Origin of the sequence: Microcystis wesenbergii NRERC-220, from assembly GCF_032027425.1 — a bacterium.
In the GTDB taxonomy this organism is placed as follows: domain Bacteria; phylum Cyanobacteriota; class Cyanobacteriia; order Cyanobacteriales; family Microcystaceae; genus Microcystis; species Microcystis wesenbergii_A.
Genome location: NZ_JAVSJA010000001.1, coordinates 765,865 through 790,545 on the forward strand (window position 1 = coordinate 765,865; position 24,681 = coordinate 790,545).

Annotated in this window: 25 protein-coding genes; 8 read left to right on the forward strand and 17 right to left on the reverse strand. The window is 43.5% G+C overall.

Translation table 11 applies throughout. The features are described from left to right. Positions 1 to 106: 106 nt before the first annotated feature. Complete coding sequence (locus tag RAM70_RS03865) at positions 107 to 1,192, forward strand: molecular chaperone DnaJ (RefSeq protein WP_312672368.1); 1,086 nt, start codon at positions 107 to 109, stop codon at positions 1,190 to 1,192. A 363-nt stretch (positions 1,193 to 1,555) separates the two neighbouring features. On the opposite strand, the gene RAM70_RS03870 is transcribed toward RAM70_RS03865, so the two are convergent. The 7 genes from RAM70_RS03870 to RAM70_RS03900 all read right to left on the reverse strand — a co-directional run bounded on the left by RAM70_RS03870 (position 1,556) and on the right by RAM70_RS03900 (position 7,128). Continuing rightward, positions 1,556 to 1,792, reverse strand: a complete 237-nt coding sequence (locus RAM70_RS03870; protein WP_045361284.1) for a ribbon-helix-helix protein, CopG family — start codon at positions 1,790 to 1,792, stop codon at positions 1,556 to 1,558. A gap of 446 nt (positions 1,793 to 2,238) precedes the next feature. Continuing rightward, on the reverse strand, positions 2,239 to 3,420 hold the full coding sequence (locus tag RAM70_RS03875; RefSeq protein ID WP_312672370.1) for a restriction endonuclease subunit S: 1,182 nt from the start codon (positions 3,418 to 3,420) through the stop codon (positions 2,239 to 2,241). Between the two features lie 285 nt (positions 3,421 to 3,705). Then, positions 3,706 to 4,161, reverse strand: coding sequence for an NUDIX hydrolase (locus RAM70_RS03880; protein ID WP_103112635.1), 456 nt, complete (start codon positions 4,159 to 4,161; stop codon positions 3,706 to 3,708). Between the two features lie 202 nt (positions 4,162 to 4,363). After that, the gene (gene argH, locus RAM70_RS03885) at positions 4,364 to 5,752 is read right to left on the reverse strand and encodes an argininosuccinate lyase (protein ID WP_312672375.1); all 1,389 of its coding nucleotides are present in this window, start codon (positions 5,750 to 5,752) and stop codon (positions 4,364 to 4,366) included. A gap of 169 nt (positions 5,753 to 5,921) precedes the next feature. Further along, positions 5,922 to 6,125 (reverse strand): hypothetical protein, encoded by a 204-nt coding sequence (locus RAM70_RS03890; RefSeq protein WP_045361289.1) that lies wholly within the window; start codon positions 6,123 to 6,125, stop codon positions 5,922 to 5,924. A 60-nt stretch (positions 6,126 to 6,185) separates the two neighbouring features. Further along, entirely contained in the window at positions 6,186 to 6,797 is a 612-nt protein-coding gene (locus RAM70_RS03895) for a class II aldolase/adducin family protein (RefSeq protein WP_045361291.1), read from the reverse strand. Then, positions 6,790 to 7,128 carry a hypothetical protein gene (locus RAM70_RS03900; protein WP_045361292.1) on the reverse strand — a complete coding sequence of 113 codons (339 nt, stop codon included), beginning with the start codon at positions 7,126 to 7,128 and terminating at the stop codon, positions 6,790 to 6,792. Before RAM70_RS03900 ends, RAM70_RS03895 begins: the two co-directional genes overlap by 8 nt. Before the next feature lie 332 nt (positions 7,129 to 7,460). Between RAM70_RS03900 and RAM70_RS03905 the strand changes: the two genes are divergently transcribed. From RAM70_RS03905 to RAM70_RS03915, 3 genes are all read left to right on the forward strand, one after another. Further along, on the forward strand, positions 7,461 to 7,613 hold the full coding sequence (locus RAM70_RS03905; protein ID WP_238567877.1) for a hypothetical protein: 153 nt from the start codon (positions 7,461 to 7,463) through the stop codon (positions 7,611 to 7,613). Between the two features lie 237 nt (positions 7,614 to 7,850). Next, positions 7,851 to 8,282 (forward strand): hypothetical protein, encoded by a 432-nt coding sequence (locus tag RAM70_RS03910; RefSeq protein ID WP_238567878.1) that lies wholly within the window; start codon positions 7,851 to 7,853, stop codon positions 8,280 to 8,282. A 342-nt stretch (positions 8,283 to 8,624) separates the two neighbouring features. Further along, positions 8,625 to 9,227 carry a Crp/Fnr family transcriptional regulator gene (locus tag RAM70_RS03915; protein WP_045361294.1) on the forward strand — a complete coding sequence of 201 codons (603 nt, stop codon included), beginning with the start codon at positions 8,625 to 8,627 and terminating at the stop codon, positions 9,225 to 9,227. Here RAM70_RS03915 and RAM70_RS03920 read toward each other — a convergent pair. Continuing rightward, positions 9,210 to 10,145 (reverse strand): ROK family protein, encoded by a 936-nt coding sequence (locus tag RAM70_RS03920; protein ID WP_312672377.1) that lies wholly within the window; start codon positions 10,143 to 10,145, stop codon positions 9,210 to 9,212. The genes RAM70_RS03915 and RAM70_RS03920 overlap by 18 nt on opposite strands. A 280-nt stretch (positions 10,146 to 10,425) precedes the next feature. Between RAM70_RS03920 and RAM70_RS03925 the strand changes: the two genes are divergently transcribed. Both RAM70_RS03925 and RAM70_RS03930 read left to right on the forward strand, forming a co-directional pair. Further along, positions 10,426 to 10,914: a DUF29 domain-containing protein gene (locus tag RAM70_RS03925; protein ID WP_287999262.1), complete on the forward strand. Its 489-nt coding sequence runs from the start codon at positions 10,426 to 10,428 to the stop codon at positions 10,912 to 10,914. Positions 10,915 to 10,927: 13 nt separating this feature from the next. Continuing rightward, entirely contained in the window at positions 10,928 to 11,392 is a 465-nt protein-coding gene (locus RAM70_RS03930) for a DUF29 domain-containing protein (RefSeq protein WP_045361298.1), read from the forward strand. Positions 11,393 to 11,430: 38 nt separating this feature from the next. Here the strand turns inward: RAM70_RS03930 and RAM70_RS03935 are convergent, their stop codons facing one another. From RAM70_RS03935 to cobN, 6 genes are all read right to left on the reverse strand, one after another. Continuing rightward, a complete protein-coding gene (locus RAM70_RS03935; protein ID WP_045361299.1) occupies positions 11,431 to 11,811 on the reverse strand; it encodes a DUF7682 family zinc-binding protein in 381 nt (126 codons plus the stop codon). Positions 11,812 to 12,015: 204 nt separating this feature from the next. Beyond that, on the reverse strand, positions 12,016 to 13,068 hold the full coding sequence (locus RAM70_RS03940; protein WP_045361301.1) for a phosphotransferase enzyme family protein: 1,053 nt from the start codon (positions 13,066 to 13,068) through the stop codon (positions 12,016 to 12,018). A 221-nt stretch (positions 13,069 to 13,289) separates the two neighbouring features. Continuing rightward, a complete protein-coding gene (locus RAM70_RS03945; RefSeq protein WP_045361302.1) occupies positions 13,290 to 13,997 on the reverse strand; it encodes a DUF4276 family protein in 708 nt (235 codons plus the stop codon). Beyond that, positions 13,987 to 15,276: an AAA family ATPase gene (locus tag RAM70_RS03950; RefSeq protein WP_072024898.1), complete on the reverse strand. Its 1,290-nt coding sequence runs from the start codon at positions 15,274 to 15,276 to the stop codon at positions 13,987 to 13,989. Before RAM70_RS03950 ends, RAM70_RS03945 begins: the two co-directional genes overlap by 11 nt. A 3-nt stretch (positions 15,277 to 15,279) precedes the next feature. Beyond that, the gene (locus RAM70_RS03955) at positions 15,280 to 15,459 is read right to left on the reverse strand and encodes a hypothetical protein (protein WP_079210004.1); all 180 of its coding nucleotides are present in this window, start codon (positions 15,457 to 15,459) and stop codon (positions 15,280 to 15,282) included. An 80-nt stretch (positions 15,460 to 15,539) separates the two neighbouring features. Then, the gene (gene cobN, locus RAM70_RS03960; protein WP_312672381.1) at positions 15,540 to 19,181 is read right to left on the reverse strand and encodes a cobaltochelatase subunit CobN; all 3,642 of its coding nucleotides are present in this window, start codon (positions 19,179 to 19,181) and stop codon (positions 15,540 to 15,542) included. A gap of 403 nt (positions 19,182 to 19,584) precedes the next feature. On the opposite strand from cobN, the gene RAM70_RS03965 reads away from it, so the two are divergent. Continuing rightward, positions 19,585 to 21,786: a hybrid sensor histidine kinase/response regulator gene (locus RAM70_RS03965; RefSeq protein ID WP_312672383.1), complete on the forward strand. Its 2,202-nt coding sequence runs from the start codon at positions 19,585 to 19,587 to the stop codon at positions 21,784 to 21,786. 143 nt (positions 21,787 to 21,929) lie between these two features. On the opposite strand, the gene RAM70_RS03970 is transcribed toward RAM70_RS03965, so the two are convergent. The 3 genes from RAM70_RS03970 to RAM70_RS03980 form a co-directional block, all read right to left on the reverse strand. Beyond that, a complete protein-coding gene (locus RAM70_RS03970) occupies positions 21,930 to 22,046 on the reverse strand; it encodes a photosystem I reaction center subunit VIII (RefSeq protein ID WP_002737043.1) in 117 nt (38 codons plus the stop codon). Between the two features lie 56 nt (positions 22,047 to 22,102). Beyond that, positions 22,103 to 22,585 (reverse strand): photosystem I reaction center protein subunit XI, encoded by a 483-nt coding sequence (locus RAM70_RS03975; protein ID WP_045361306.1) that lies wholly within the window; start codon positions 22,583 to 22,585, stop codon positions 22,103 to 22,105. A 234-nt stretch (positions 22,586 to 22,819) separates the two neighbouring features. Beyond that, complete coding sequence (locus RAM70_RS03980; protein WP_045361308.1) at positions 22,820 to 23,230, reverse strand: universal stress protein; 411 nt, start codon at positions 23,228 to 23,230, stop codon at positions 22,820 to 22,822. A 163-nt stretch (positions 23,231 to 23,393) separates the two neighbouring features. Between RAM70_RS03980 and RAM70_RS03985 the strand changes: the two genes are divergently transcribed. Next, positions 23,394 to 24,602, forward strand: a complete 1,209-nt coding sequence (locus RAM70_RS03985; protein WP_045361309.1) for a phosphoglycerate kinase — start codon at positions 23,394 to 23,396, stop codon at positions 24,600 to 24,602. The last annotated feature ends 79 nt before the right edge of the window (positions 24,603 to 24,681 follow it).

Genomic DNA, 24,681 nt, shown 5'->3' on the forward strand with positions numbered 1-24,681 from the left:
GGGTGATGGGAGTGGGGAGAAACAACAAAATGAGCCAAGGGTGAGTTTTAGGAATGCTGCTCCTTCTGGCTTGGTAGAATAGACAATACGCTTTCACCCCAAAGTAATGACCAGATCTAAAAAGCCGAAATCACCGAACTCCTCTGATTCGCCCACCTCCCCTTCCTTGGCTCTCTCTTCCCTACATTTTCGTCTCCAAGCTTTAGAGGAGGAGCATCAGTGGCTTCTCAAGCAGATTGCCAGAAAACGCACCGAACTAAAGAAATTCCTCGACCAGATGCGTTCCCTGGCGACGGAGATTTTCCAGAGAGGGCAACCCCTCTATGAAAAACTTACCGACCTCGACCGCGAAATACACGCCCTTTTTGACGAAATCCTCACTGCTAGAAAAATGGGGCAGCAGACAAAGAAAAGCATTCTCGGAATTTACGAGACACTTCAGTTAACGGGGGTGATTAGCCCAAAATTTGAGGATGGAGATGAAGAACTAGACGAACTTTTCGGAGACGAAGGACCGGAAGGATCATCGGAGCAATCCGCGCAGGATTTCTTCTCTGGGGGAGACTCCTACGGCCGTAACGATGATGGAACAGAGATATCACCTGAAAGCTCGCCTAAATCTCCCGAATCTAGACAAATACGCCGCACTTTCCTGAGAATGGCCGAGATTTTTCACCCCGACAAGGTTACGGATCCCGAAACTCGGATGCGTCACAACGAGATCATGAAGGAAGTCAACCGTGCCTATAAAGAGGGAGATATTGCCAGACTGCTGGAAATCGAACGACAGCATCAAATGGGGGACTCTTTCGCGGTTGAAGGCTCATCGGAAAGCGACCTCAAACGACAGTGCGAGAGGGTTGAAACCAATAACGAACTACTCAAAAAGCAATACGAGAACCTGAAAAGAGAACTGCGCTCGGTGCGAAATACCCCGGAAGGCGAGATGGTGAGGGCCAGTCGCGCTTGTGAGAAGGATGGCATCGACCCGATTGAGCAAATGCTAGAGGAGATGAAATTACAAGTTCAATCCACCGAAAAAGTCTATAATTTTGTCCGTGACTTTCGCGATAAAAAGATAACGGTTAAAGAGTTTCTGCGCGGACCGGCCAGGAATATGGGCAGCAGCCCGGAAGAGATGGAAGACATTCTTGAGCAACTTCTGGAGCAACTTCGCAGAATCAGCCGTTGAAGAGAGAACGCCAATATTTAGGGTATGCTGAATAAATGTGAAATATAGACGAGGTAAGGGTTTTAGGGTTCTGTTTTGCTCTCACAGGTGCAAGATTTTGAGAGAATCGTCGTTCAAAACCTTGCGTCTTCATCGGCCCGTGTCCTGTAGGGGCGAAGCATTCGGGCAATAACCTATCGGTGAAACCGTAGATTTTCTATCCGAATGCTTCGCCCCTACTTTTTCAGCAAGTCCTATTCAATTTAAGATTATGAGTAATCGCCGTTGCACCTATTAACAGACAGTGATTTTTGATCTGCACTAGAGTGTTGCTATCACCTTTGACAAAATCACTAATCGTACAAGTATCGAGCAAAACCAGCACTAAATCACCTCATCTTCTCTAGGTGGGGAAAGTTCCTCTCTATAAGCTTCAAAAATAATACCATCACTTACCCCTTGAAAATTAAGGATAGTTGACGACCATTGAGACTGTTCTTTTGTGGTAATTAAAAGCTGTATTGCTTCTCGAATCAAAGCATTCTGGGATTTGCCTGTAGAGTGAGATAAAGCCTGTAGTTGCTGACTTAATTCATCTTCCAGATAAAGATTGAAGTTCATAACTTAAACAAATATCAATTAACTTTATTATAACAGGATAACTTCTTTCTTTTCTGGGCTGAGATATTTATCAGCGTTTACTATGCTAATAGCAAACTGACCAGCTTTTTGAGCAACTTTACTACCCATAATATCACACCACCTTCCCAACTGATAACCGATAACTCTTTCATTGTCTTAATAAAATTTAACATTAACGCCATTTTCTCAAAAAAATCGACCCGCCTAAGAGCGGGAAAGAAAGGAAAAGAGAAAAAATAGGGAATAAGGGTAAAAAGGGAAAAAAGAGAAAAAGGGCTACAAAGTCCTCCCAGCACCGCACACCACCCGAAAACCGCAGAGGTCGAAGTCGCCGCGGCGGTAGCTGAATCTTGGCTAATTGTCCAACCGTCTTTTTTAATGGCATTTCCCACAAGATTATGGCAGCAATCCGCCAGCTGCCATGGCTACAGTTCCCCCCTAAATGCCCTTTGTAAAAGGGAATTAAAGAGATTGTCATGATATTGCAGATTTAGATCCATTTTTTGTCGTTGAGACTGTAAGTTCAGTACAATATTTTGGAAGTATATTTGTTTTTCCAGAGGTGGCATGGGGATCAAAAAATTTTTGACCATGCTAAGATTAAGATTCGGCTGATTTCCTCCACGTCCAAGTTCTCTAAGTCTTTCGTATGAAAGCCTTAACAATGTCCATAAATAAAATGGCGCATATTTTTCGCTTGGCATAATTGCTGCACAAGCTTGATTAGTCGCACAAGGTAATCCCAAGAGTGCTGTTCTTCCTCTAGTTGCGCCCTGCCCATACATAGCTATCAAAATAGTATTTTTGGGGAAAATGGATACTTGTGATGCTCCTTTTTTGGTTAAAAACTCCTCAGTTTCTTTAATTATCAATTCTCTTACTTCAGTCGTTTTTACCCATCTAATATCTCCGCCATAGTTTTCTTCATCTTCACGACTTGGAGTCTTGCCAGTTTTTACATCTGTTATCTTTCCAATTTTACATATCTCCCACCCTTTCGGATTAGTAACAGGATCACCGAACATCTCTAGGAAAGTCGATTTTAACAACTCCTCAGTCAACCGAATCGCCTCTTTGCGCTTGCGTCGCACCCCATCCGCTTTATCTAAAATTGCCGCAATTCTTCGCTGTTCTTCGAGGGGTGGGAGGGGGATTTTGAGCTTCTCGATAGTTGATTTTCTGATGGCTGGAACAGTCGTTTTTCCCGCAAGATGATAAAAATCAAGTGTTCTTAAGTAAAAATACAAATAAGTTGTATCGACCCTTTCTTCTTGTGGAATAACCCCCATGACGTTGTTATCAAATAACATGGGTCGGGTTGATACTGCTCTGAAATTTTGGCGTATAGCTTCACCAATCTTTGCAAATACAATAGTACCCGTAGGAAATGGAGTGAATTTTAATGTGGACAAGTCCTCATTTTTTACCCAGTTAGGAGCATCAGAAATAAACTGTTCTCCACTTCGCGCTCTGTTAGAAATATCTCCTACTTTCGCAAAGGGAAAATCCCCGCTTTCGCAGCCTTGCATTGATATAGGGAAACCAACACCGGACTTTATTTCGGCAATCTCTTCCAAAAGGACATCTCGAAAGGTTGTGGTTCTCATCCCAACATCTCCTTTAACGCGTGTAAAACCTGATCAATCTTATTTTCAAACATAAATCAAATATCCTTTCGGTTGACTAAAACGGTGGGTTACGACGGATTGTTAGATTGACTTTAACGCCTAGATTGTTGCCGTCTAACCCACCCTACTATGAACTTACAATATGATCGATCAATCTTTGTGTCCTTTGTGTCTTTGTGGTTCGTTCCACTCACTCGCCAGCAGGACTGTATCCTAGAATACATTTTACCCACCAAACCTGGGAGAGCCGATACTAGGAAAAAATCAAGCCACTACAGTGGCACCCCTGAGATAATCTTCTAGTTGGCGATCATTGTCGTGACTGAGATTGCCTAGAGGTAAAGTTTCGACGCTAAAAGCTCTCACCTCGCTAACTTCTAATGTATCTTTGATCTGAAAATTCCCCGCCGCTGTCACTTCAATTAACAATGAAATGGAGTGAATGCGCGGATCGCGGTCAAAAGAGGAATAAACCCCGACTAAACGCCCTAAACTGACTAAATTTAATCCTGTTTCCTCTTTTAATTCCCTTTGAGCAGTATTAAAAATATCTTCCCCCCAATCGATCATTCCCCCCGGTAGGGCCCATTTGCCGGTGTCTCTGCGTCGGATTAAAACAATTGTACCATCAGCAAGCAGCGGAATTATTGTCACCCCAGTTACAGGATGACGAAAGATAATTCCCATCACACTTTTAATAAAATGCCAAACACGACCCATATATAAGCTGTTCGTAATTTAAATTGCTTGTTGAGACGAGGCAAAAGGCAAAAGGCAAAAGGCAACAGTAAAAGGATTGGGGGAGGTTCGGCTAATTGTCAGAAGAAAGAGGTTTCCTTCCCTACACCCCACACCCCACACCCTACACCCTCTTTCAAGTCAGGACTTTTGCCTAACACCTATCCCCCAACCCCCAACAATATCAATCATGATCGAGAATGGCTTTAGCTTGAATTAAAGCCGATCGCACTTGTTCAAAACCTGTGCCACCATAGCTATTACGGGCCGCCACCACCTGACGAGGAGCGATCGCGTCGTAGATATCGGCCTGAAAAGCTGGATGTAATTCTTGCCATTCGGTCAGGGTTAAATCTTTCAATAACTTACCCGCTGCTAAACTGCTTTTAACGACTTTCCCGACTAAATTATAAGCTTCTCGGAAGGGAATTCCCTTACTGGCTAAATAATCCGCCACATCCGTCGCATTAGAAAAATCTTCCGCCACCGCATTAGCTAATCGGTCGGTTTTAAATTGAATTCCGGTGGCTAAAAGTACCGTCATCGCTTGCAAACAAATCCGCACGGTTTTAACGCCATCAAATAACGCCTCCTTGTCCTCCTGCAAGTCTTTGTTATAGGCTAGGGGTAAACCCTTCATTAAGGTCAATAACGCCTGTAAATGCCCAAAAACCCGCCCTGTTTTGCCGCGCACTAATTCGGGAACATCGGGATTTTTTTTCTGGGGCATAATGCTAGATCCCGTGGCACAACTATCGGTGAGAGTGATAAAACTAAATTCTTGGGAAGACCAGAGAATCATTTCTTCGCTCAAACGGCTCAGGTGGACCATAATCAGACTAGCGGCCGTCATAAATTCAATGGCAAAATCTCGATCGCTAACTCCATCGAGACTATTGTTATACACCTGCTCAAAATCGAGTAAATTGGCACTGTAATGACGATCGATGGGAAAAGTCGTCCCCGCTAAGGCCCCGCATCCTAGGGGCGAAATATTAGTCCTGGCGCGAATTTCCCCTAATCTTTGGTGATCCCGTTCGGCCATTTGAAAATAAGCTAGGAGATGATGGGCTAAACTAATCGGTTGAGCGCGCTGTAGGTGGGTATAACCGGGGATCAGGGTTTCCAGATGGTTTTCAGCGTGATTGACTAAAGCTTGCTGAAAATTGCGAATTTCTTGCCTAATATCATCGATTTGTTGTCTAAGATACAGACGTATATCCGTTCCTACCTGATCGTTTCGTGAACGGGCCGTGTGTAGTTTTTTGCCCACATCTCCCACGATCTCGGTTAAACGACGTTCCACGGCAAAATGCACGTCCTCTTGATCGATGCCGGGGTTAAAGTTGCCGGTGCGATATTCTTGACGAATTTGTTCCAATCCAGAGACGAGACTATCTGCTTCTTCGGGGCTGATAATACCCGTATAGGCGAGCATTTTAGCGTGAGCGATCGATCCGGTGAGATCATACTCGATTAATTCGATATCAAAGCCAATACTGGCGTTAAATTCTACGATCGTAGGATGGAGACTACCTTCAAAGCGATCGCTCCAAGTTTTCTTTGCTGTCACTGTTTTCGTTAGATTATTGTGTATAAAGTTAACCAAAATATGCTGGACAATTTTGGGGAATAATCCGCTGCTGATAGCATTACCGCTTCAGGTTAGAAAAATCTCCAACCCTACAAGCATAAGAATAGCAAGAATTGCTCACTCTGGCTGAATGCTGATAGGCGAAAAGCTAATAAGAAGTAAAACCTCGAAACATATAACCGGCAATGAAACCGATTACTAAAGCCCATGCTTGCCCAGTTTTGACGAAATTTGAGAAGGCTTTCTGGACATTCCCGATGATATCCACGTCTTGCTCCGAAATAGTCATCAAGACATTGGTGAGAGGCGAAAAGTCGATCGAGACAGATAGATGATGCAAGGTGTCGATCACGATGGCATTCCTCAAAGGCGAAAATCTACAAAACAAGTTAACACAAAGAGGAGGTCACTTTCAAGATGATTGAGATTGCTGGTAATAGGCTAATAGTAAATTGCCCGCTTTTTCTAAATCTTGCCCAAAGGCGATAATTCCTTCCTCATGACCACTCATCACTAAAATTTGTTGCTCCTCTAGACGATCTTCTTGACATAAACGGATAATTTCTGCGGCCATTTCTGGGGTTCCATAGGCAATATTTTCTTGAGTAGTCGGCACTCGATACATCAAATTTTGCCACAGGGGTCGATGATGAATATGAATCACCCCATTAATCTGGGGATTCGCTTCATAAATTGCTCCATGAGTTAAGGTTTCTGAAGAAGCGGCAATTGTTCCCCGACAAGTGACCCGATTTTCTCTCCAATCGTAGTCTATAACTGTGGTGTAATGGGATTCATTTAATACTGGAATTCCTCCAGTGTTAGTGCCAGAAATAATAATTTCTTTGTCTATTTTTCCTCGTTTACTCACATTCCCAAAACCGATTCCGTTATCGTATTGACCGATTAATCCCAGTTGATAGAGCCGATTGCGCCAATAATTTAATTCTGCAATCTCTGAGCTTACTAAGGGACGGTCAGGAATCCAAGTACAATTATATTTAACGTAACCTTCATCAATCATAGATTTTTTGAAAATATTCGGGATAATTTTGACAAACTTTCTGCACAAAGTCCTGGAGAGGATAGGAAATATTAGTGATATAATTATTTTTGATAACTTGGGAAAATAGGGGTAAAACTTCCGTGTCTAAGGCGGGTTTAAATAAGTCCATCGGCAGGATTAAATCGGAACCTTCCCGCACATCAATTGTCTCAAAATTATCGGACACAATTAACCAAAGAGGACGCACCCAAAGAGCCGAACGACTTTCGATCACCTGAATTACTTCTCCGTATAAAGTTCGATTTTTGCAGAATAAACTAACAATTTGATGGGGAGTAAATGTGTTCATAGACTCTCATACATGGCAATTAGATTGGGTAAATAATTAAGTTTTCATGGATAAAAAAGCAGAGAAATTAGCTGAATGTTGACCAGCTTTTTTTAGTGATCACTGAAGCAGAAACCCTTAACTAAAATCCGGTCATCATCAACATTCCCATCGATAGCAGAAATTTTCCTTTTTGCGAGAAGTATATCCCATTTTGACATAGATTGTAATCAACTGACAAATTACTTAAAATAATTTAATCTTTTTTTCCAAAAAAATTGTTAAAAACTTGACATAAATACTAATTTACCCATATTTGAATGATCCTAATTAGGCGTAGGAAATGAGAGAAAATGAATGTATTAGGAGAGACAAGATTTGAGCAGGGAGTAATTAATATGTCCCTGAGCAATATGTGCGATCAAGATAGCTATGTAGGTCAAGAACTAGGCAAAGTTTACCACGATTATCAAGAAGAACACGAAGAAGCGATCGGCAACCCTTGACAGGACTCCTATCAATTTACCATATACGTTCCCCATCCCAATCAGCAAGAGGAAGAAATCAGCCTAGAAGAAGGTTTAGGTTGCAGTTACAATCTGGAAGTGAAGCCCATTATCAAGAGAAGTCAAATTCCCTATAAAATTCCTGAAGGGGGTCATTTTGTTGTCGTGCTTAAACAGGTAAAATTAGCAGGATAATTTCAAATTGCCGTCCCAGGAATATTTATCTGTCCTTGAGGAATGCTCAATCTTGATATTATCGTCGATCTGGATGAGAATCAATACCAACCACTGGTGATCAAACATCCAATTATCCGCGATTATCCTAGGGATTGGGAAAACAAATTATTAAGGTTTCTCAAACAGGAAATTCCTGGGCAAGAATTACCCAATGTCGTTAATTATGTGGACTGTTCTTTTAACCCAGATTATCTTCGTACCCACTGGAGGGAAGTCTATCTAGGGTCTGCTGAAAAAGTTTTTCCTGGGGGCAGGGTGTGGCCCCCCCAACCCCCCCGACATCGGGGGGGCAGGGGGGGTGTGGGCTTCGGCCGTGAGCTCAGCGTTCGACAAAAGCTCACGCCGAGGTCCGAACGGGTGTGGGGTTTTACCGGTTTTGAGGTGGCCAATTACCTAATTTTCAGGGAAAAAGTCCCGGAATTTTCCCCCTGATCACTCCCATGCCCGGTACTTTTTGATTGACAAAAAGTCTAAAAGTCTTACCCAACAAGGTTTTTAGATTTATTCAGCCAAGTCTATCTAGGTGTCAGGGGATTTAGTGGTTTTTAAGGCATTTGCTAGGGATTCGATGAGGGATTCGGTAGTAGTGGTGAGCCGTCTTGCTTATCCGGTAAAGGTAGCGGGATTGGCGAAAGATCAAACCGCAGCAGAAAAAAGGCTCACATCCGCTCAGTGATAACTGCTCACTGTTAATCTGGGGATTACCTAATGTTTACCTTGATACAGTAAAGTGGGGTTAAAATTGTTAGCCCTTCACCCAGGAGAACTTTGATCATGTTGCTCACCTATAATCCCAACTCCTCACCCTTCCGAGAAGACTATAGCGAGAGTCGTCGGCTCCATTTTTATGATCGCGGGGAAAATATTCCTCTGGTGGTTGATGGAGTCTGGCAAGTTTATCGGGGTATGGCGCAACTAAGTCAAGTATCTGAGAGTGGAGAGGAAATTTTACTAGGCTGGGTTCATTCATCCCACTTTTTCGGCTTAAATTTGACCCATCTAGAATCCTATCACGCCAGAGCCTTGTCGGAACTGTACCTAAAATGGTACACGAGCGCCGAAGTGGAAAATTCGGCGGAATTAACCAGGATGATGTTAAATCAAATGATCCGTCGTCAACAACAAACGGAATCGCTCCTTGCAATCGCAGGACTCAAACGAGTGGAGGAACGTCTCCAGCAGTTACTACAGTTATTAAAGCGGGAGATGGGAGAACCAATCGCCCAAGGCAGTCGTTTAAAGATACGTTTAACCCATCAAAATCTCGCCAATGCTATCGGTACCACCAGGGTAACGATAACGCGTTTATTAGGGGAATTTCAGCGTCAGGGAGCGGTGAGTCTCGATTGCGCTCGCCATTTAATCATTCACGATTAAGTCAGACCCCACCATAATAGACTCCCCGCGGCGGTCGATTAATTGCCAAGCTAATTTAGCGGCCCCCACCATCCCGGCGCGATTACCTAACTCGGCCGTTAATACCTCTAATCCTTCTCTGGAACTAGGTAAAACCCGTCTTTCGATTTCTGTGAGCAGAGAGGGAAAGAAAAACTTAGCACTGGCGCTAATGCCGCCGCCGATAATTACCGCCTCTGGGGTGAGAACATAGAGTAAACTGGCGATACCAGCCCCCAGTAAACAACCGTAACCCTGCCAGAATTCTAAAGCCTCTCGATCGCCTTTTTCGGCCAATTCTGCCAATTGCTTCGGTTCTTTGCCAGTCATCCGGCGAATAGCTTGCAGGGAGGCGTATTGTTCTAAGGAACCCTGATTACCGCTATTGCACAATGGACCGTCAAAATTGAGGGTTATTAAGCCTAATTCTGCGGCTGTTCCCTTGCTGCCGACAAATAAGTGACCATCGAGGATAATTGCCCCTCCTACTCCCGTCCCCAAGGTCAACAGGAGCAAGTTTTGAAACCGTTTGCCCGCTCCTAACCAAGCTTCCCCTAAACCGGCACAATTGGCATCATTGGCTAAAATTGTCGGCATTCCCGTACTTTCTTCTAACCAATCGGCGAGGGGAATATCCCGCCATCCTGCCAAATTAATCGCTATTTTGGCAATTCTTCCCTGAGCATCCGCCGGCCCCGGCGTTCCCACACCGATGGCTTGACAACTTTTATCTAAATTTACTTGACAAATGCCTTGATGTATGGTATGGGCGACTTCTTTGGGTGTAGCGGGTTGGGGAGTGGGCAAGGTGAGAGATTCGAGACAATTGCCCTCTTGGTCAAACTTACCAATTTTAATAGCGGTTCCACCTAAATCGACACCTATGACTGTTTTCACCATCGGGCTTTCCTTGTTACTCTGGGAATAGCTAGGTTTATTATCACTCTTTTTGGCGGTTTTTTGGCTCTCTTGGGGTTATGGTGATCAGCTGATCTGATCGAAGAAAGGGCGTACGCTATACGCCCCTACCACTCCTCCAATATACAAGGGGCGCAACGTGGTCAGTGAGTTGATCGAACTGCCTGCGCCCATAATCTAACATAATGAACATTTTTCACCCAATGTCCAAGAGAGCCGTTTTTTTTGGGTTAATATCGAGATAACTACAAGGAGGCAGCAGATGATCACCACTACTTCCACTCTCTACGATAGCGATTATCAACTTTGGTTAGAAAACACTATCAACCAATTGCGTCGGGGGGATTTTCAAGCGGTAGATTGGCCGAATTTATTAGAGGAGTTAGCAGATTTGGTTAAAAGTGAACGACGAGCATTAGAATGTTTATTAACTCGACTTTTAGAACATTTACTGAAGTTAACTTACTGGCAATCCCAACGGGATTATAATCAAGCTGGATGGAAAGGGGAAATTAGAACCTTTCGGAAACAAATCAAGAAATTACTGAGAGATAGTCCCAGTCTCAAACCCTATTTATCCGAGATACTTGAGGAATGTTACACCGATGCCCGGGAGATAATTATTGATATAACTGGATTAGATGCCAGTATTTTCCCTGGGGAAGTGTTAGCTAGTCTAGAGGAGATTCTCGCTGAAAATTGGCTGCCGGATTGGGAAGCTATCGGCAATGATTCTGAAAAGTGCAATTAAGGAGTAAAAAATCATGAATATTACTATTTCAAATCTCTACGATAGCGATTATCAACTTTGGTTGGAAAACACTATCAATCAATTGCGTCGGGGTGATTTTCAAGCGGTAGATTGGCAGAATTTATTAGAGGAGTTAGCAGATTTTGGGAAAAATAATCGACGAGCATTAGAAAGTTTATTAACTCGACTTTTAGAACATTTACTGAAGTTAACTTACTGGCAATCCCAACGGGATTATAATCAAGCTGGATGGAAAAAAGAAATTAGAAATTTTCGGATTCAGATCAAAAAAATTCTCAAAGATAGTCCCAGTTTAAAGTCCTATTTAAGGGAAATTTTGCAGGAATGTTATCTCGATGCTCGCCATCTGCTTATTGACGAAACCGAATTAGATGCCAGTATTTTCCCTCTGGAAGTGTTAGCTAATCTAGAGGAGATTCTCGATGAAAATTGGCTGCCGGATTTTCGGGAGACATAAACAGCGATAAATCTTCCCAAGCAAACTAAAGATTAGCTTCACCTACCCGGTTTACAAACATTATAATCTTCGTGAGAGATGACCGCTTCCGGGACGAGGAGATTGCCGTAGTCGCGACAGATGAGGCGATAATTGCGGGTAACGGGGATACTGATAATAAAGCGATCGTGTCGCAATCGTTTACCATGGAAATCTCGATAATTGCGGTGATTTTGCAATCCTTGCAGGATTTCCCTAGCTTTAAGTACCACATTTTTCGGTAATTCCCGCAGATCGATCGGATCTTGGGAAAAAGTGGCTTCCCAGGCATTTTTTTGACGTTTTCTTTCTTCCCAAGCGGCATCTAGTTCAGCGCAATGATGGCAGACTTGGCCATAACCCTTGTGACCACAGGGAAACTTCTTCTTTCTTCTGGACATAATACCATCTGTCTGTAAGGCTGTGAGAGACTATTCAAGAGCGGTAAAGCTTGCTTCACTTTTGGCAGATGGAGAAGAAAGTCTTTACCTAGCGATTATCTATACTTACCAGCATACAGGGATCGATACCTCGTTTGGCCATTGACCAGCAAGAAAGTTTATCTTCGTTAGTTGAGGCTGCTGTCCCGACAAGATCAAGGCTGCTTAGAATAATTCCCATTCTTGGGTTCTTAAACGTTTGAGAATGGCCAAACGGCTGCTAAAATAATTGGCGCACAGACGACTATAATCGGTTAAACGCAGGTTATTTAAGCTAATTGACCAAGACCAAATATAGGCCGCTTGGGTGAGATACTGAAGACAAGATAATTCACCATCGGTTAAAGGCACTGTTTCATCGTAGCCTTGGATGAAACCGTGGCGAACCAGGCGATTTAAGCCGGATTGTAGGGAAACTTGCAGAAATTTAGCGATATCAAAAACTCGCCAACCATAACCGCACTGATCGAAATCAAATAGGGTCATCTGATTATCAGGGGTGATATGCACATTACCACTATGAGGATCGCCCCAACAAATGCTCCAATAGGGAGATTCTGTCGGTAATTTAGCGGTTTCTTCCTCTATTTCCCCAATGGTTTCTAAAACACAGTCTAGGTCCCTCGGTCGTTGGTGCAGAAAAGGTGCGATAATTTGCAGGGAATCGTCGAGAAGATATTTGAGGTTGAGGGGATGACGATAGGCTAGGGGTTGAAAATCTGCTGTCACCCGATGTAAATTAGCCACGATCGCCCCTAAATGATAGGCTTGTTCTATATCTAGATCCCCAATAGCAATTCCTCCCGGGGCATAGGGAAAGAGGACGGCGTAACGTTTCCCTTCCGGGGCATTAATTTCTACCGATAAATCACCGTTTTTGGTGCGAATTGGGGCGGCGACGGGAACCTGAGAGCGATCGAGATAATCTAATAATTCTAACTCGAAGTCGATTTCCATTTTGCTGCGCCAATGGCAGTGAGACACGCGCAAAATGTAGGGAGTTGTCAGGGTTTCGAGGAGATACACATCACTTAAACCCCGATGCCAAAATTGACAATTTTTCGGTACATCAATCTCGTAACGAGAAAAAACTAAATCTGCTAGGGCCGCAGGAGCAAGAGTCGAGTAGAATGCGGGAAAAGTTCGTTCTCCAGTCTGAAAATTAGCAGCGGGAGAATCAGAAAGCAGTAAATTGAGCGAAGCCAGAAAAGTCGTCACGGTTCCCTCCCGATGCAAGTATGGACAACGCTCGCATCATTCTATTTTATAGGCCACATATATTACAAATTGGTTCGAGCGCTCCGTATATTTTGCTACATTCCTCTGTAAGTTATCAGATTTGAGTTTTAAGCACCCACAGCAGTTATCTGAATGGTGAGATAGGAAGTTTTCGTTTTGGGGAGTCGGTCGTTAATACCAAATTAGGTTACACTTCATCTTTATGAGAAAGGCTGTACTAAAGTTGTTGATTCTTCCTGACTGAGATGACGTAGTTTATCCCGAAAATAGCCAAAGCTGGGCGATCGATTAATATCCACATTCATCTGAGGAGAAATATTTTCTGCCCAGACTGTTTTCTCTTGACCCACAGAAGCTCCACCTAACTTAGATAATTGTTTCGCTCCACCTTTATATACAGCATCTGCCAGTTTTTCCCAAGTACCACAGATACTATCATTAATATAGGAATCCAAGATAGCACTTTTGGCCTGGGGATAAGCAATTTTTATGGCATTAATATCACCTAAATACCAAGCTTCTCCTTCTTCAATAGCAATACAGAAGTAAATTTGGGATTGGATAGCAGATTTTTCCAGACAATTGCTTAATTCCTGTCGAAATTCCCGAAAACATCGATTATCCAGATCGCAAACCACGCTCAGTACAGCAGCATAATTATCAGGGTAACTAGAAAAAGTTTTATCATATCCTTGAATCAGTTTAGGTAGTCGTTCAAGAAGAATCCGTTTACTAGGATCGGAAACAGACTGTAAGTCTCTGGGAATATGACCACTGCCTTTATAGGAATGAACCCTAAATGTATGACCTGCATTCATGTCAATAATCCTAGGAATCAGAATATCAAGTGCTTTTTTTCTCGACAAATCCTCGACCAAAATTTCAAAGTGCCTGACCTTATCTCTCATCTAAGTAATCACTATACCAAAGACTACCAAGGGGCAATCCTTCTGAGACGAGATTCTTGATTAAGGGATTGTCACTGGCCCGTTTAATCCGAGAAAAACCATCATCACCTTTTTCCAGAATCCAAACTTCTTCCGGCTGGAGAGCATCAACAAAATAAGGTTGATGAGTGGTGATAAAAATTTGAGAACGTCCTCTCTGTCCTGTGGCGTGTTTTCTAAATTCTTGAGCCAAGGTTTCTAATAGTTTATGGTATAAGCCGTTTTCTGGCTCTTCAATACAGATAAATGGCGGTGGAGAAGGGTCTTCTAACAGTAAGAGATAGGCGAATACTTTTAAAGTACCATCGGACATTTGCTGTACATAAAATGGGTCTTGGAATCCCCGATCATTAAATTTTAATAGTAGTCGATTATCGGGACTTTTTTCGGTACTAATTTTTTCTATACCCGGTATCTTACGAGAAATACTATTAAGTATATTCTGAAATTTCTTGGAATGCTCTCTTTCCATAAACTGCACCACATTACCGAGATTATCTCCATGGATATTCAGATGTTTCTGGGGTCCGGCTAGGGGCAAACTTCTGGCCGCATCGGGAGTAAAATAGCTGAGATACCATCCCTCAATAAATCTCCGAAATAGGGAAATTCTCGGATGCTGTTTGAGAGAACCTAACGTAGCAATTCCTAGTTTGCGCTTATCATTCAGTTCCACTAACTCGGTTTCCTTGCTTTCCTCATCAGCTTCTCGTTGAATTTTTTCTATTAACTTAAGTAAATCAAAATGGTCTTGACCTTCTTCTACTTGTTTCCCTTCTTCTTCTCCTTTCCAGACGATTCCTTTCCCTTCATCGAGGATTAAAAATGAAAAAGGCCATCCGGTCTTTTGACCTTTTCTTCTCTGTCTGAGTCTTTCTTTTTTTACATAAGGTCTATTATCGGTATCTAGATCAATAGCTAATTCATAGGTAATTGGTCGGGAATTGTAATCTTCTTTATAGTAAATCTGAAATTCAATGCTTCCTTCCTGACCCTGGGAACGAAGACGCTCAAACCCGCCCCGACCTCGCACATCACAAGCTTCTTCTACTCCTCCTTTAAGACAATCAGATAAAAAACCGAACGCATCAAAAAGTGTGCTTTTTCCCACACCATTTTTGCCGATAACGGCCGTCATCGGTGTCAGAGAATCTCGATTTTGAGTATTCCATAACTTGCCCAGAGTTATATCCTTGAGCGCTCGATAATTTTTAATCCTCAATCCCTCAATTCCGGCCATTATTTAGTCCCGTTTCTCATTACTAAAGTAATCTGAGCAATTTCTCCCCGGAGAATATATAGTATAGACTGATTCTAGAGCGGTTATTAATAGAGTTCTTGCCTGATTAATTTTTGAGAGTTCAAAAATGAGAAAAATAGGCATAAAATCCTTAGATAGAGCATTTAATTGATTAATGCTCATTCTTAATTCTCCTGACTACTGACTACTGGCTACTGACTCCTCACCTAAGGTCAGATTTTTGATTTTTACAAGAGGTCTAATTACTGACCCGATTCGATCGCTCCTTCGGCCTCATGGACAATTGCCCTCAATCGATCTAAAGTTTTCTGGTCCACCTGCGTCCATAATCCCCGTTGTTGAGCTTCTAATAATCTTTCGGCCATATCTCGCAATGCCCAGGGGTTTTTCTCCTGAATAAATTGTTGTACCTTGTCGTCAAATAAATAAGCTTCGGCTACTCCCTGATAGATAAAATCCTCCACTAGGTGAGTAGTGGCAGAGTAGGCAAAAATATAATCTACGGTCGCAGCCATCTCGAAAGCGCCTTTATAGCCGTGTCGCATCACTCCCGCTATCCATTTGGGGTTCACTACTCGCGAACGATATACCCGGCGAATTTCTTCCTCTAGGCTTCTGATGCGGGGATTTTCCGGACGGGAATGATCACCAAAATAGGTGACGGGATTTTTGCCGGTTAAAGCCCGGACACTGGCAGTTAAGCCGCCTTGGAATTGATAGTAGTCATCGGAGTCGAAAATATCGTGTTCCCGATTGTCCTGATTGTGCAGCACTATCTCTAATTCTTGCAGTCTATTTCTCAATACTTCCGGTAAAGAATGGGCAGTTCCTTGACTATCATAGGCATAACAACTCCAGTTAATATAAGCATTAGCTAAGTCTTGATCATTTTGCCAGTTTTGTGACTCGATTAACCCCTGTAAACCGGCCCCGTAAGCACCCGGTTTGCAGCCAAAGATTCTGGCAGTAGCTCTCAGTTTCGCCTCTTTTTCTCCTAAGCCCTGACTTAGCCAAAACTCCCTCTCTGTCTTCACTTTCGCCGCTAAAGGATTAATTTTTTCTTCTTCCTCTTGACAAGCTACCGCATTTATGCAAGAATTAAGAAGATGTAGTATGCTGGGGAAACTGTCCCTAAAAAAGCCGGATACCCGAACAGTAACATCAATGCGAGGACGGCCTAAGCTAGACGGGGTAAGGATTTCAAACCCGACCACCCGACGGAAAAAACCATCCCAAAGGGGACGAATTCCCAGTAAAGCCATGGCTTCGGCCACATCTTCGCCACTATTTCTCATCGTCGAGGTTCCCCAGATAGAAATCGCCAAAGTGCGGGGATATTCGCCATTTTCTTGGGTATAACGTTCAATTAGTGCCTCTGCGGCCTTTCTTCCCACTTCCCACGCGGTTTCTGTGGGGATTGCGCGGGTATCGACAGAATAGAAATTTCTGCCGGTGGGGAGAACATCGGGACGGCCGCGGGTAGGAGCGCCGGAAGCACCACTGGGGACGTATTGGCCAGCGAGACCTTTTAAGAGATAGGTAAGTTCATCGGGGGTTTGTTTTAAAGCAGGAATTAACTGATTTTCTAGCCAAACCAATTCTTTTGCCGTATTTTCGCCTAGAGGTTCAATTTTCTGGCTAATTAAATCCTGAGCGAGACTTTCCAGATAGGTAGTAGTATCGTTATATTCCGTCAGGGGGTCGCAGTCGAGATGGAGGTCAAGGGCGATCGAACGGGTTAAACCGGGGCGGTCGGGACTGGGAGAACGAGCGATCGATTGGATTAAATCAATTAACTGCTGACCCTGGGGACATTGACCGAAGATATGTAAACCGTCGCGGATTTGTGCTTCCTTGAGTTCACAGAGATAACCATCCACGACGGTGAGAAATTGACTAAAGGAAGCGCTGGTCGCAACGCGCTCGCTACGCGAGATCGTGCCTAGCTCTCGATCGAGATTAGTTTTCGCCACCAGATCACTAATCCGCTCGCGAATCAGAGCTAAACGAGAAGGATCAAGAGATTCTGCCTGATAATATTCATCGATGAGGGACTCTAACTTTTCCCAATCCCCATACAATTCCGCTCGCGTCATTGGGGGGGTGAGATGGTCGATGATAACAGCTTGGGAACGTCTTTTAGCGCTGGAACCTTCTCCGGGGTCATTGACAATAAACGGATAAAAATTCGGCAGCGACGAGAAAGCAATTTCGGGATAACAATGGGGAGAAAGAGCGAGACTTTTCCCGGGTAGCCATTCTAAATTGCCGTGTTTACCGAGATTAATCACAGCAGTGACTTGGAATTCCTGTCGTAACCAATGGTAAAAAGCGAGATAGCTGTGGGTAGGTTCCAGGTCGGGGGAATGATAATTAAGAGTCGGGTCAAGGTCATAACCGCGAGAAGGTTGAATACCGATAAAGACATTACCTAACTGGATGCCGGGGATAGGAAAATCCCCGTCCGGATGTCCCCAACGGTCAAGCATAGCGCTTTGATTATCGGGGGGAAGGGAGGAGAAATAATCTAGATATGCTTCTAGGGAGAGAGATTGATAGATAGGTTTTAATTCCCTTGTCTCCAGGTCATTAGTGATACCGGAAATCAGCAATCGCATTAATTCATCGCTATGGTCGGGGAGGTCGGTGAGGGTATAACCTTGGGTTTGTAGTGCGCGAAGAATTTCCAAACCACTAGCGGGAGTATCTAAACCGACTCCGTTAGCGATACGACCATCCTTATTGGGATAGTTGGGGAAAATGAGAGCAATTTTTTTCTGGGAGTTGGGAAGGGAGGAGAGTTGACAATAGTTTGCGGTTAAATCAGCGACAAAATCAACCCGGTGGGGGAGGGGTTGATAGATAACTATTTCCGTTTCTAGTTTGGGATGTCGGGTGAGGACAGATTTAAAGGAAATAGCGCGGGTGATAATTTTGCCATCCATTTCTGGTAAAGCGATATTCATGGCCACATCCCGGGGGGAAAGACCTTGATAACCCTGTTGATAAGCTTCTAAACTGCTGCTGCTGAGGATAACTTGGAAGATGGGTTTATTGAGGGACTGCCAGAAGTGATGATTTTGTTTGTCTTCCGGTCGTTGGATAGAGAAGCTAGTGGTGTCGAGAATTAGGTCTGGGGGATGGTGGGAAAAGAGGGTTAATAGTTCCTCTTGCACTTCAATTTCCCGGAGAGAGGAGAGAAAGATGGGGACAGTTTCCATATTTCTTTGGGTGAAAGCGCTGATTAAAGCATCGATAGCTTTGGTATTACCCGCGAGATAATGGGAACGATAGAAAAGTATCCAAGTCCGTGCTTGGGGTTGGGATAGGGTTATCTGGGAATAGATTCCCAACCGAGGGACAACCTGAGGAGGAGAGGGAGGATAGTCGAGATGGAGACAGGTATGCGCGATAAATTTAGCAGCATTAATCCAGTTATCTATCCCTGCTTCCGTGAAATAGCACCATAACTGGTTAACAGTAGTCAGGGAAGCAGTGGAATGACTCATCAACTCTAAATCCGGTTTATCCTCTCCCGGGAGGACAAATAAAGTCGCACCGGTTTCCTCGACAATTTCCTTAACTACTTCCAACCCGTAGGACCAACTCCCCCGTCCCCCCAATAAGCGAAGAATAATCACTCTTGCTTGGGATAGTACCTTGTCCCCATAGTTATCGATACTGTATTGCTGCTGTAACTGGGATAAATTGAGGGCGCGAATTGCGGGAAAATTATCCGGTAGATGGTCGATAGCTGCCGCTAGAGTTTGAATATCGGTATCAGCCATGGTGAGGAGAACAATCGGGGCCGGATTTTGGTCAATAATAATCACCCCTTCGGTATCTGCTGTCCAACCACCCGCTTGGGGAGCAATTCGGTGCATAAGTTTTGAGAGTCAGGTTAAATAATGATTAGGTTTTGAGAATCAGGGTCTCGATCGAGGGATCATTTTTAGGTAGATAGAGATGATTATATCTGTCTGCGGCAATTTATAGCAGTTATCTTAATGGTGAGGTGCGAAGTTTTCGTTTTGGGGAGCCAGTGGTCGGTCGTCAGGAGTTGATATCAAATTAGGTTACATTTCCCACTTATGAGAAACACTGTTAAGAATAGGGATTGGGGAATAGTAGGGGATAGGGACTAAGAAAACTTGACCAAACCCCAGTCCCCAGTCCCCCCATCACCTTACTGATAACTGATAACTGATAACTGATAACTGATAACTGATAACTGATAACTGATAACTGATGACTGATAACTGATAACTGATAAATGATAAATGATAAATGAATGCTTCTCCCGCTTATGTTTGCTGTCAAGTGTTGTCATCTACTCACCTCGAACAAATTCGTTCTTGGTGGGGACAGTTGGCAATACAGGTGACAGGGCCGAGGATTAGTCTAAGTGAAAGAGATATTCCCCCACAGACAGGAGAAATCTATCAACTCTTGCTTTCCACTGACCTACAAGTTTTATTGTTAGCCAGTCCCCAAGAACATAACTTTGAGTACGAAGTCCGCATTAGTTTTGAAGCGAACACGATTAAAAACTTTCTGCAAGGACTGGCTGTCAAGTCTCTCCACCACCCAAAAATTCAGCAGGGTTATCAAATTTTAAATCTGCCTCTATCCAATAATGTCAGCAGTTTTCAAAATAAAATTTTAGTCAAAATTCTCTCGATAATTTCTTCTCCGTCTGCTGATGGGGGTTGTCCCCGCATCTTCTCCGTTTGTCAACCGGTAGAAGCTGCCCTATCCCAACAAATCCAACAGGAAAGATTATTAAACCAAGTCATCACCCAAATGCGTCAGAGTCTGGAGTTACCGGTGATTCTGGAAACCGTAGTCAGGGAAGCGCGGGAGTTTCTGCAAGTGGACCGATTGTTAATTTATCAATTTTTCCCTGGTACTGGTGAGGGAAAGGGAAAAATAACTTCCGAGTCGCGCATTTCTGACCAGATAAATTCGGTGTTAAATTTAACCCCCGAAGACGATTGTTTTTCCTATATTCCCCAATACAAGGAAAAGTATCGTCAAGGATTAATTCTGGCTGTGGATGATGTGGATGTTAACTATTCTTCTTCCTTCTGTTTAGCCGAATTTTTGCGACAGCACCAAGTGCAATCAAAATTAATCGCCCCGATTGTGGTACAAGAAGAATTGTGGGGTTTATTAATTGCCCATCAATGTCAAGAAAAACGCCGATGGTTGCCGCAAGAAAAGAAATTTTTAGGTCAGATTGGTGAACATCTCGCCATCGCTATCTATCAAGCGCAATTATATTCTCAAGTCCAGGAACAAAAAGATATTTTTGAACGCCGGGTAATAGAAAGAACCCAAGAATTACAAGATACTTTAATGGCCGCGGAAGCCGCTAACCTCTGCAAAAGTGAATTTTTAAATAATATGAGTCATGAGTTATTAACTCCCCTAACTTGTATTATCGGTTTGTCCAGTACCCTGCAAAAATGCTCGGCAGCCAGTAATTTTTTACCTCCCGACAAACAAAAACACTATCTACAAGTGATTCAGGATAACGGCAATAAACTATTAGAATTAATTAACGACTTGCTTAATTTCTCGCAAGTTTCGGCAGGGAAAGCCGTTTTAGATATTAAACAATTTTCGCTAAAATATCTCTGTAATCACGTTTTAGAAATTATTAAAACAGAGGCAGAAACTAAAGAAATTCATCTGATTTTAGAGATGAAAATTACCGAAAAAGATCATTATTTTTATGCCGATTATGATCGAGTTCAACAGATACTTTTATACTTGTTAAAAAATGCCCTGAAATTTACCCCCGAACAGGGTGCTATCACGCTGAGACTGTGGAAAGAAGGCAGTCAGGTCATTTTTCAGGTAGAGGACACGGGCATCGGCATTCCTGCTCAAAAAATACCGCTTCTGTTTGAAAAATTTACCCAATTGGATGGCTCCCGCAAACGTCGTTATGGTGGTGTGGGATTAGGATTGGCTTTAACTAAACAATTAGTGGAAATCCATCGCGGCACGATCGAGGTAGAATCTTGCTTAGATAAAGGTTCCATCTTTACCGTCCGTTTACCTCAACAAAAGCCCCCCAAATCCCAACCCCAAACCTCGGATAATAATCCCCATTTTAATCACCACCATCCCACTGTAGTTTTAATTGAAAGTGACGAAGAAATTGCCAATCTTATTTGTGAGTTATTGATGGTGGCACATTATCAAGTTATTTGGTTAATCGATAGTGTCTCCGCTATCAAAAAAATTGAGATCGTGCAGCCAAGTATTATAATTGTCGATCGAAAAATGCCCGATATATATCATCTCTGTCATCTCTTAAAAAAATCCAGCCAAACTCAAGCCAGTAAAGTGCTAATCTTGAATGATACCCCCGAAATCAGCGTTAATTTCCTCGGTCGTCATGGCATTGACGACTATCTCCTCAAACCGATTCAACCCTCCCTCTTGTTGGAAAAAATCCGCTATCTAACCGCTTTATAAGTGGGGTTTGCGGCAAAAAGTTTTTTGTGCGGGTAGGGGTTTTACCCATTTTCATCTTCTTTTTTCTTCAGAAAATAGGGCTTGAAAACTAACTATTAAATAGCTAATTTTCAAGCCCTTAATTGTAGGAATCCTAGGCTAAATTAGGATTCACTTTCGATATAGATGAATAACAAACCCATGACTACGGCTGGCATTAACCAACAGACGATCGGGATTAAAATCCAAGGCAGATAAGAAGCTGCGTAGGCACCAGTCATGTCAAATGCTCCTAGTAAAAAAATAAGGAAATGATAACAGGTAGAAAAAGGGTTAATTATTGATTAAAAACCCCGCGCATGATGCCATCAACGACACCAAGATTTTCTAGGAGGAAATAGGCCACAAAAGCGCCGCCCATACCACCAATAAAGAAACCGGCGGCGAATTGACTCCAACCCTCCGCCGATTTCAGCGGATCACCAGTAGCGGCCTTACCTTGGAAAGAGACAAGACCATAACTAGCTAAACAACCCGTAGCCAAAAGAACCATGGCTAAAGCGGGGATTAAGCCGCCGAGATTAGCATATTCCGAGTCTCTTAAGGGTCCCAGGACAACCCAGGGACCACCGAGGAAATAACCGTGGGCCATACCCACTTCTAGACCGCGCAGAATTGGGGCTAGACCGGGACGATAGGCAGGTAAGTTACCAATAAAAGCTTTGGTAAAACCAGAAGCGGAAATGGGGGTAGCTAGATGACCAATGAACGGATCATCATTGTAGGGTGTCACCACCTGTTTGTATCCAGTTTCAGCCATTGTGTTTGAGTTCTCCTTTTTCCGATCAACAGGAAAATTGATCATAAAACTTTAAGATTACACTTTAGGCCTAAGAATTACTTCAAGCAACCCCATCGATCGAGTTTTCAAGGGTTGACGGCTGAAACTCTCACAATTCGTTACATTTCTCTCAGGAGAAGGGAGTGGGGAGTGGGGAGAAGGGAGTGGGGAGATGGGGGAGAAAAAAGCTGATCACTGATCACTGATCACTGATTAAGGGATAATCAACACCGGACAGGGGGCAAGGTTAATAACTTTGGTGGTGACGCTTTCGGACACGCCTTCGCTGGTTAATCCTAAACCGCGACAACCCATAACGATCAGGTCGGCATTAACTTCATCGGCCACATCACAGATGACAAAAGAGGGTATTCCCTCCCTTTCAATCATTTCCGCCTTGATGCCAGCTTGGGCGAAAATCGCTTGCGCCGATTGTAACAATCTATCCACCGCTTCGATCGAACTCATCTTATCGTCGGGGGCAATTTCTCCGGTGGGTGTCGTTTCCACCACCGACAACAGGACCAAACGACTGTCAAAGATTTTGACTAATTCGATCACACTACTGGTAGCGTCACGACTTTCGCGGCTGTGGTCGATGGGAAATAAAATCGTCTCAAACATAATTAGCAAGTCTCTCCAATCAAATTTTTCTGGGCAAATCGGTCTTGGAACTGCAAAACTGATCCCCAAATCTGAAATAATCTTTGTCAAAGTAATTGCCGCAAGTAGCGATACCCTGATTTAATCTTTATTGTACGGTAAGCAATCTAGGAGGTTATCGGCTGTGCCAAAAAAAACAGTAGCCAATTTGACTGAAGCTGATTTAGCGGGTAAACGGGTCTTAGTCCGGGTCGATTTTAACGTTCCCATGGACAAAGCCACCGGGGCAATCAGCGATGATACCCGCATTCGGGCGGCACTACCAACCATTGAGGATTTAATCAAAAAAGGGGCTAAGGTTATTTTATGCAGCCACATGGGTCGTCCCGACGGTCAAGTTAAAGAAAATTTGCGTCTGACCCCTGTGGCTAAACGTCTCTCGGAATTACTGGGCCAGGAAGTAATCATGTGTCCCGATTGTATTGGTGAGGGAGTTACGGCAGCGATTAGCCAAATGTCTAACGGTCAAGTGGCCCTTTTAGAAAATCTGCGTTTCCACGGTGAAGAGGAGGCAAATGACCCCGATTTTGCCAAACAATTAGCCGCTAATGCCGATTTATACGTTAATGATGCTTTTGGTACCGCCCACCGCGCCCACGCTTCCACGGAAGGCGTTACCCACTATCTCAGCCCCTCGGTGGCGGGTTATTTGATTGAAAAAGAGTTAAACTACCTACAGGCCGCCATTGAAACTCCCCAACGTCCCCTAGCGGCGATTATCGGCGGTTCTAAGGTTTCTAGTAAAATTGGCGTGATCGAAACTCTATTAGAAAAGTGCGATAAACTGCTCATCGGTGGCGGTATGATCTTTACTTTCTACAAGGCCCGCGGTTTAAGTGTTGGTAAGTCTTTGGTGGAAGAGGACAAACTGGAATTAGCCAAATCCCTGGAAGCGAAAGCTAAAGAAAAAGGAGTGGAATTCCTCCTTCCTACCGATGTGGTGTTAGCGGATCAATTCGATAAAGATGCCGAGTCCCAAATCGTCAAGGTCGAAAATATTCCCGATGGTTGGATGGGATTGGATATTGGACCTGAATCAGTTAAAGTTTTCCAAGAAGCTTTATCTAGCTGTAAATCTGTCCTCTGGAATGGCCCCATGGGGGTGTTCGAGTTCGATAAATTTGCGGCGGGTACAGATGCGATCGCTCACACTTTAGCCGATTTAACCGCTACGGGTACAACTACTATTATCGGTGGTGGTGACTCGGTAGCGGCGGTGGAAAAAGTGGGAGTGGCGGAAAAAATGAGCCATATTTCCACCGGTGGTGGCGCTAGTTTGGAATTACTCGAAGGGAAGGTTTTACCCGGTATTGCCGCTCTCGATGAAGCCTAATTATCGCTAATATCTCAGGTTTAAACAAGGTGGGTGTTGCCCCACCTTTTTTTATGAATTAGGGAGTGGGTTTTTAAAG

Coding starts and splice junctions, on each gene's coding strand:
- RAM70_RS03975 (WP_045361306.1), bottom strand. CDS start 22,585: ATGGCTGAAACTGGATACAAACAGGTGGTGACACCCTACAATGATGAT.
- cobN (WP_312672381.1), bottom strand. CDS start 19,181: ATGCACCGAATTGCTCCCCAAGCGGGTGGTTGGACAGCAGATACCGAA.
- RAM70_RS03875 (WP_312672370.1), bottom strand. CDS start 3,420: ATGAGAACCACAACCTTTCGAGATGTCCTTTTGGAAGAGATTGCCGAA.
- RAM70_RS03900 (WP_045361292.1), bottom strand. CDS start 7,128: ATGAACACATTTACTCCCCATCAAATTGTTAGTTTATTCTGCAAAAAT.
- RAM70_RS03910 (WP_238567878.1), top strand. CDS start 7,851: ATGCTCAATCTTGATATTATCGTCGATCTGGATGAGAATCAATACCAA.
- RAM70_RS03925 (WP_287999262.1), top strand. CDS start 10,426: ATGATCACCACTACTTCCACTCTCTACGATAGCGATTATCAACTTTGG.
- RAM70_RS03935 (WP_045361299.1), bottom strand. CDS start 11,811: ATGTCCAGAAGAAAGAAGAAGTTTCCCTGTGGTCACAAGGGTTATGGC.
- RAM70_RS03870 (WP_045361284.1), bottom strand. CDS start 1,792: ATGAACTTCAATCTTTATCTGGAAGATGAATTAAGTCAGCAACTACAG.
- RAM70_RS03905 (WP_238567877.1), top strand. CDS start 7,461: ATGAATGTATTAGGAGAGACAAGATTTGAGCAGGGAGTAATTAATATG.
- RAM70_RS03915 (WP_045361294.1), top strand. CDS start 8,625: ATGTTGCTCACCTATAATCCCAACTCCTCACCCTTCCGAGAAGACTAT.
- RAM70_RS03970 (WP_002737043.1), bottom strand. CDS start 22,046: ATGACTGGTGCCTACGCAGCTTCTTATCTGCCTTGGATTTTAATCCCG.
- RAM70_RS03945 (WP_045361302.1), bottom strand. CDS start 13,997: ATGAGAGATAAGGTCAGGCACTTTGAAATTTTGGTCGAGGATTTGTCG.
- RAM70_RS03980 (WP_045361308.1), bottom strand. CDS start 23,230: ATGTTTGAGACGATTTTATTTCCCATCGACCACAGCCGCGAAAGTCGT.
- RAM70_RS03955 (WP_079210004.1), bottom strand. CDS start 15,459: ATGAGCATTAATCAATTAAATGCTCTATCTAAGGATTTTATGCCTATT.
- RAM70_RS03865 (WP_312672368.1), top strand. CDS start 107: ATGACCAGATCTAAAAAGCCGAAATCACCGAACTCCTCTGATTCGCCC.
- RAM70_RS03920 (WP_312672377.1), bottom strand. CDS start 10,145: ATGGTGAAAACAGTCATAGGTGTCGATTTAGGTGGAACCGCTATTAAA.
- RAM70_RS03930 (WP_045361298.1), top strand. CDS start 10,928: ATGAATATTACTATTTCAAATCTCTACGATAGCGATTATCAACTTTGG.
- RAM70_RS03895 (WP_045361291.1), bottom strand. CDS start 6,797: ATGATTGATGAAGGTTACGTTAAATATAATTGTACTTGGATTCCTGAC.
- RAM70_RS03965 (WP_312672383.1), top strand. CDS start 19,585: ATGAATGCTTCTCCCGCTTATGTTTGCTGTCAAGTGTTGTCATCTACT.
- RAM70_RS03880 (WP_103112635.1), bottom strand. CDS start 4,161: ATGGGTCGTGTTTGGCATTTTATTAAAAGTGTGATGGGAATTATCTTT.
- RAM70_RS03950 (WP_072024898.1), bottom strand. CDS start 15,276: ATGGCCGGAATTGAGGGATTGAGGATTAAAAATTATCGAGCGCTCAAG.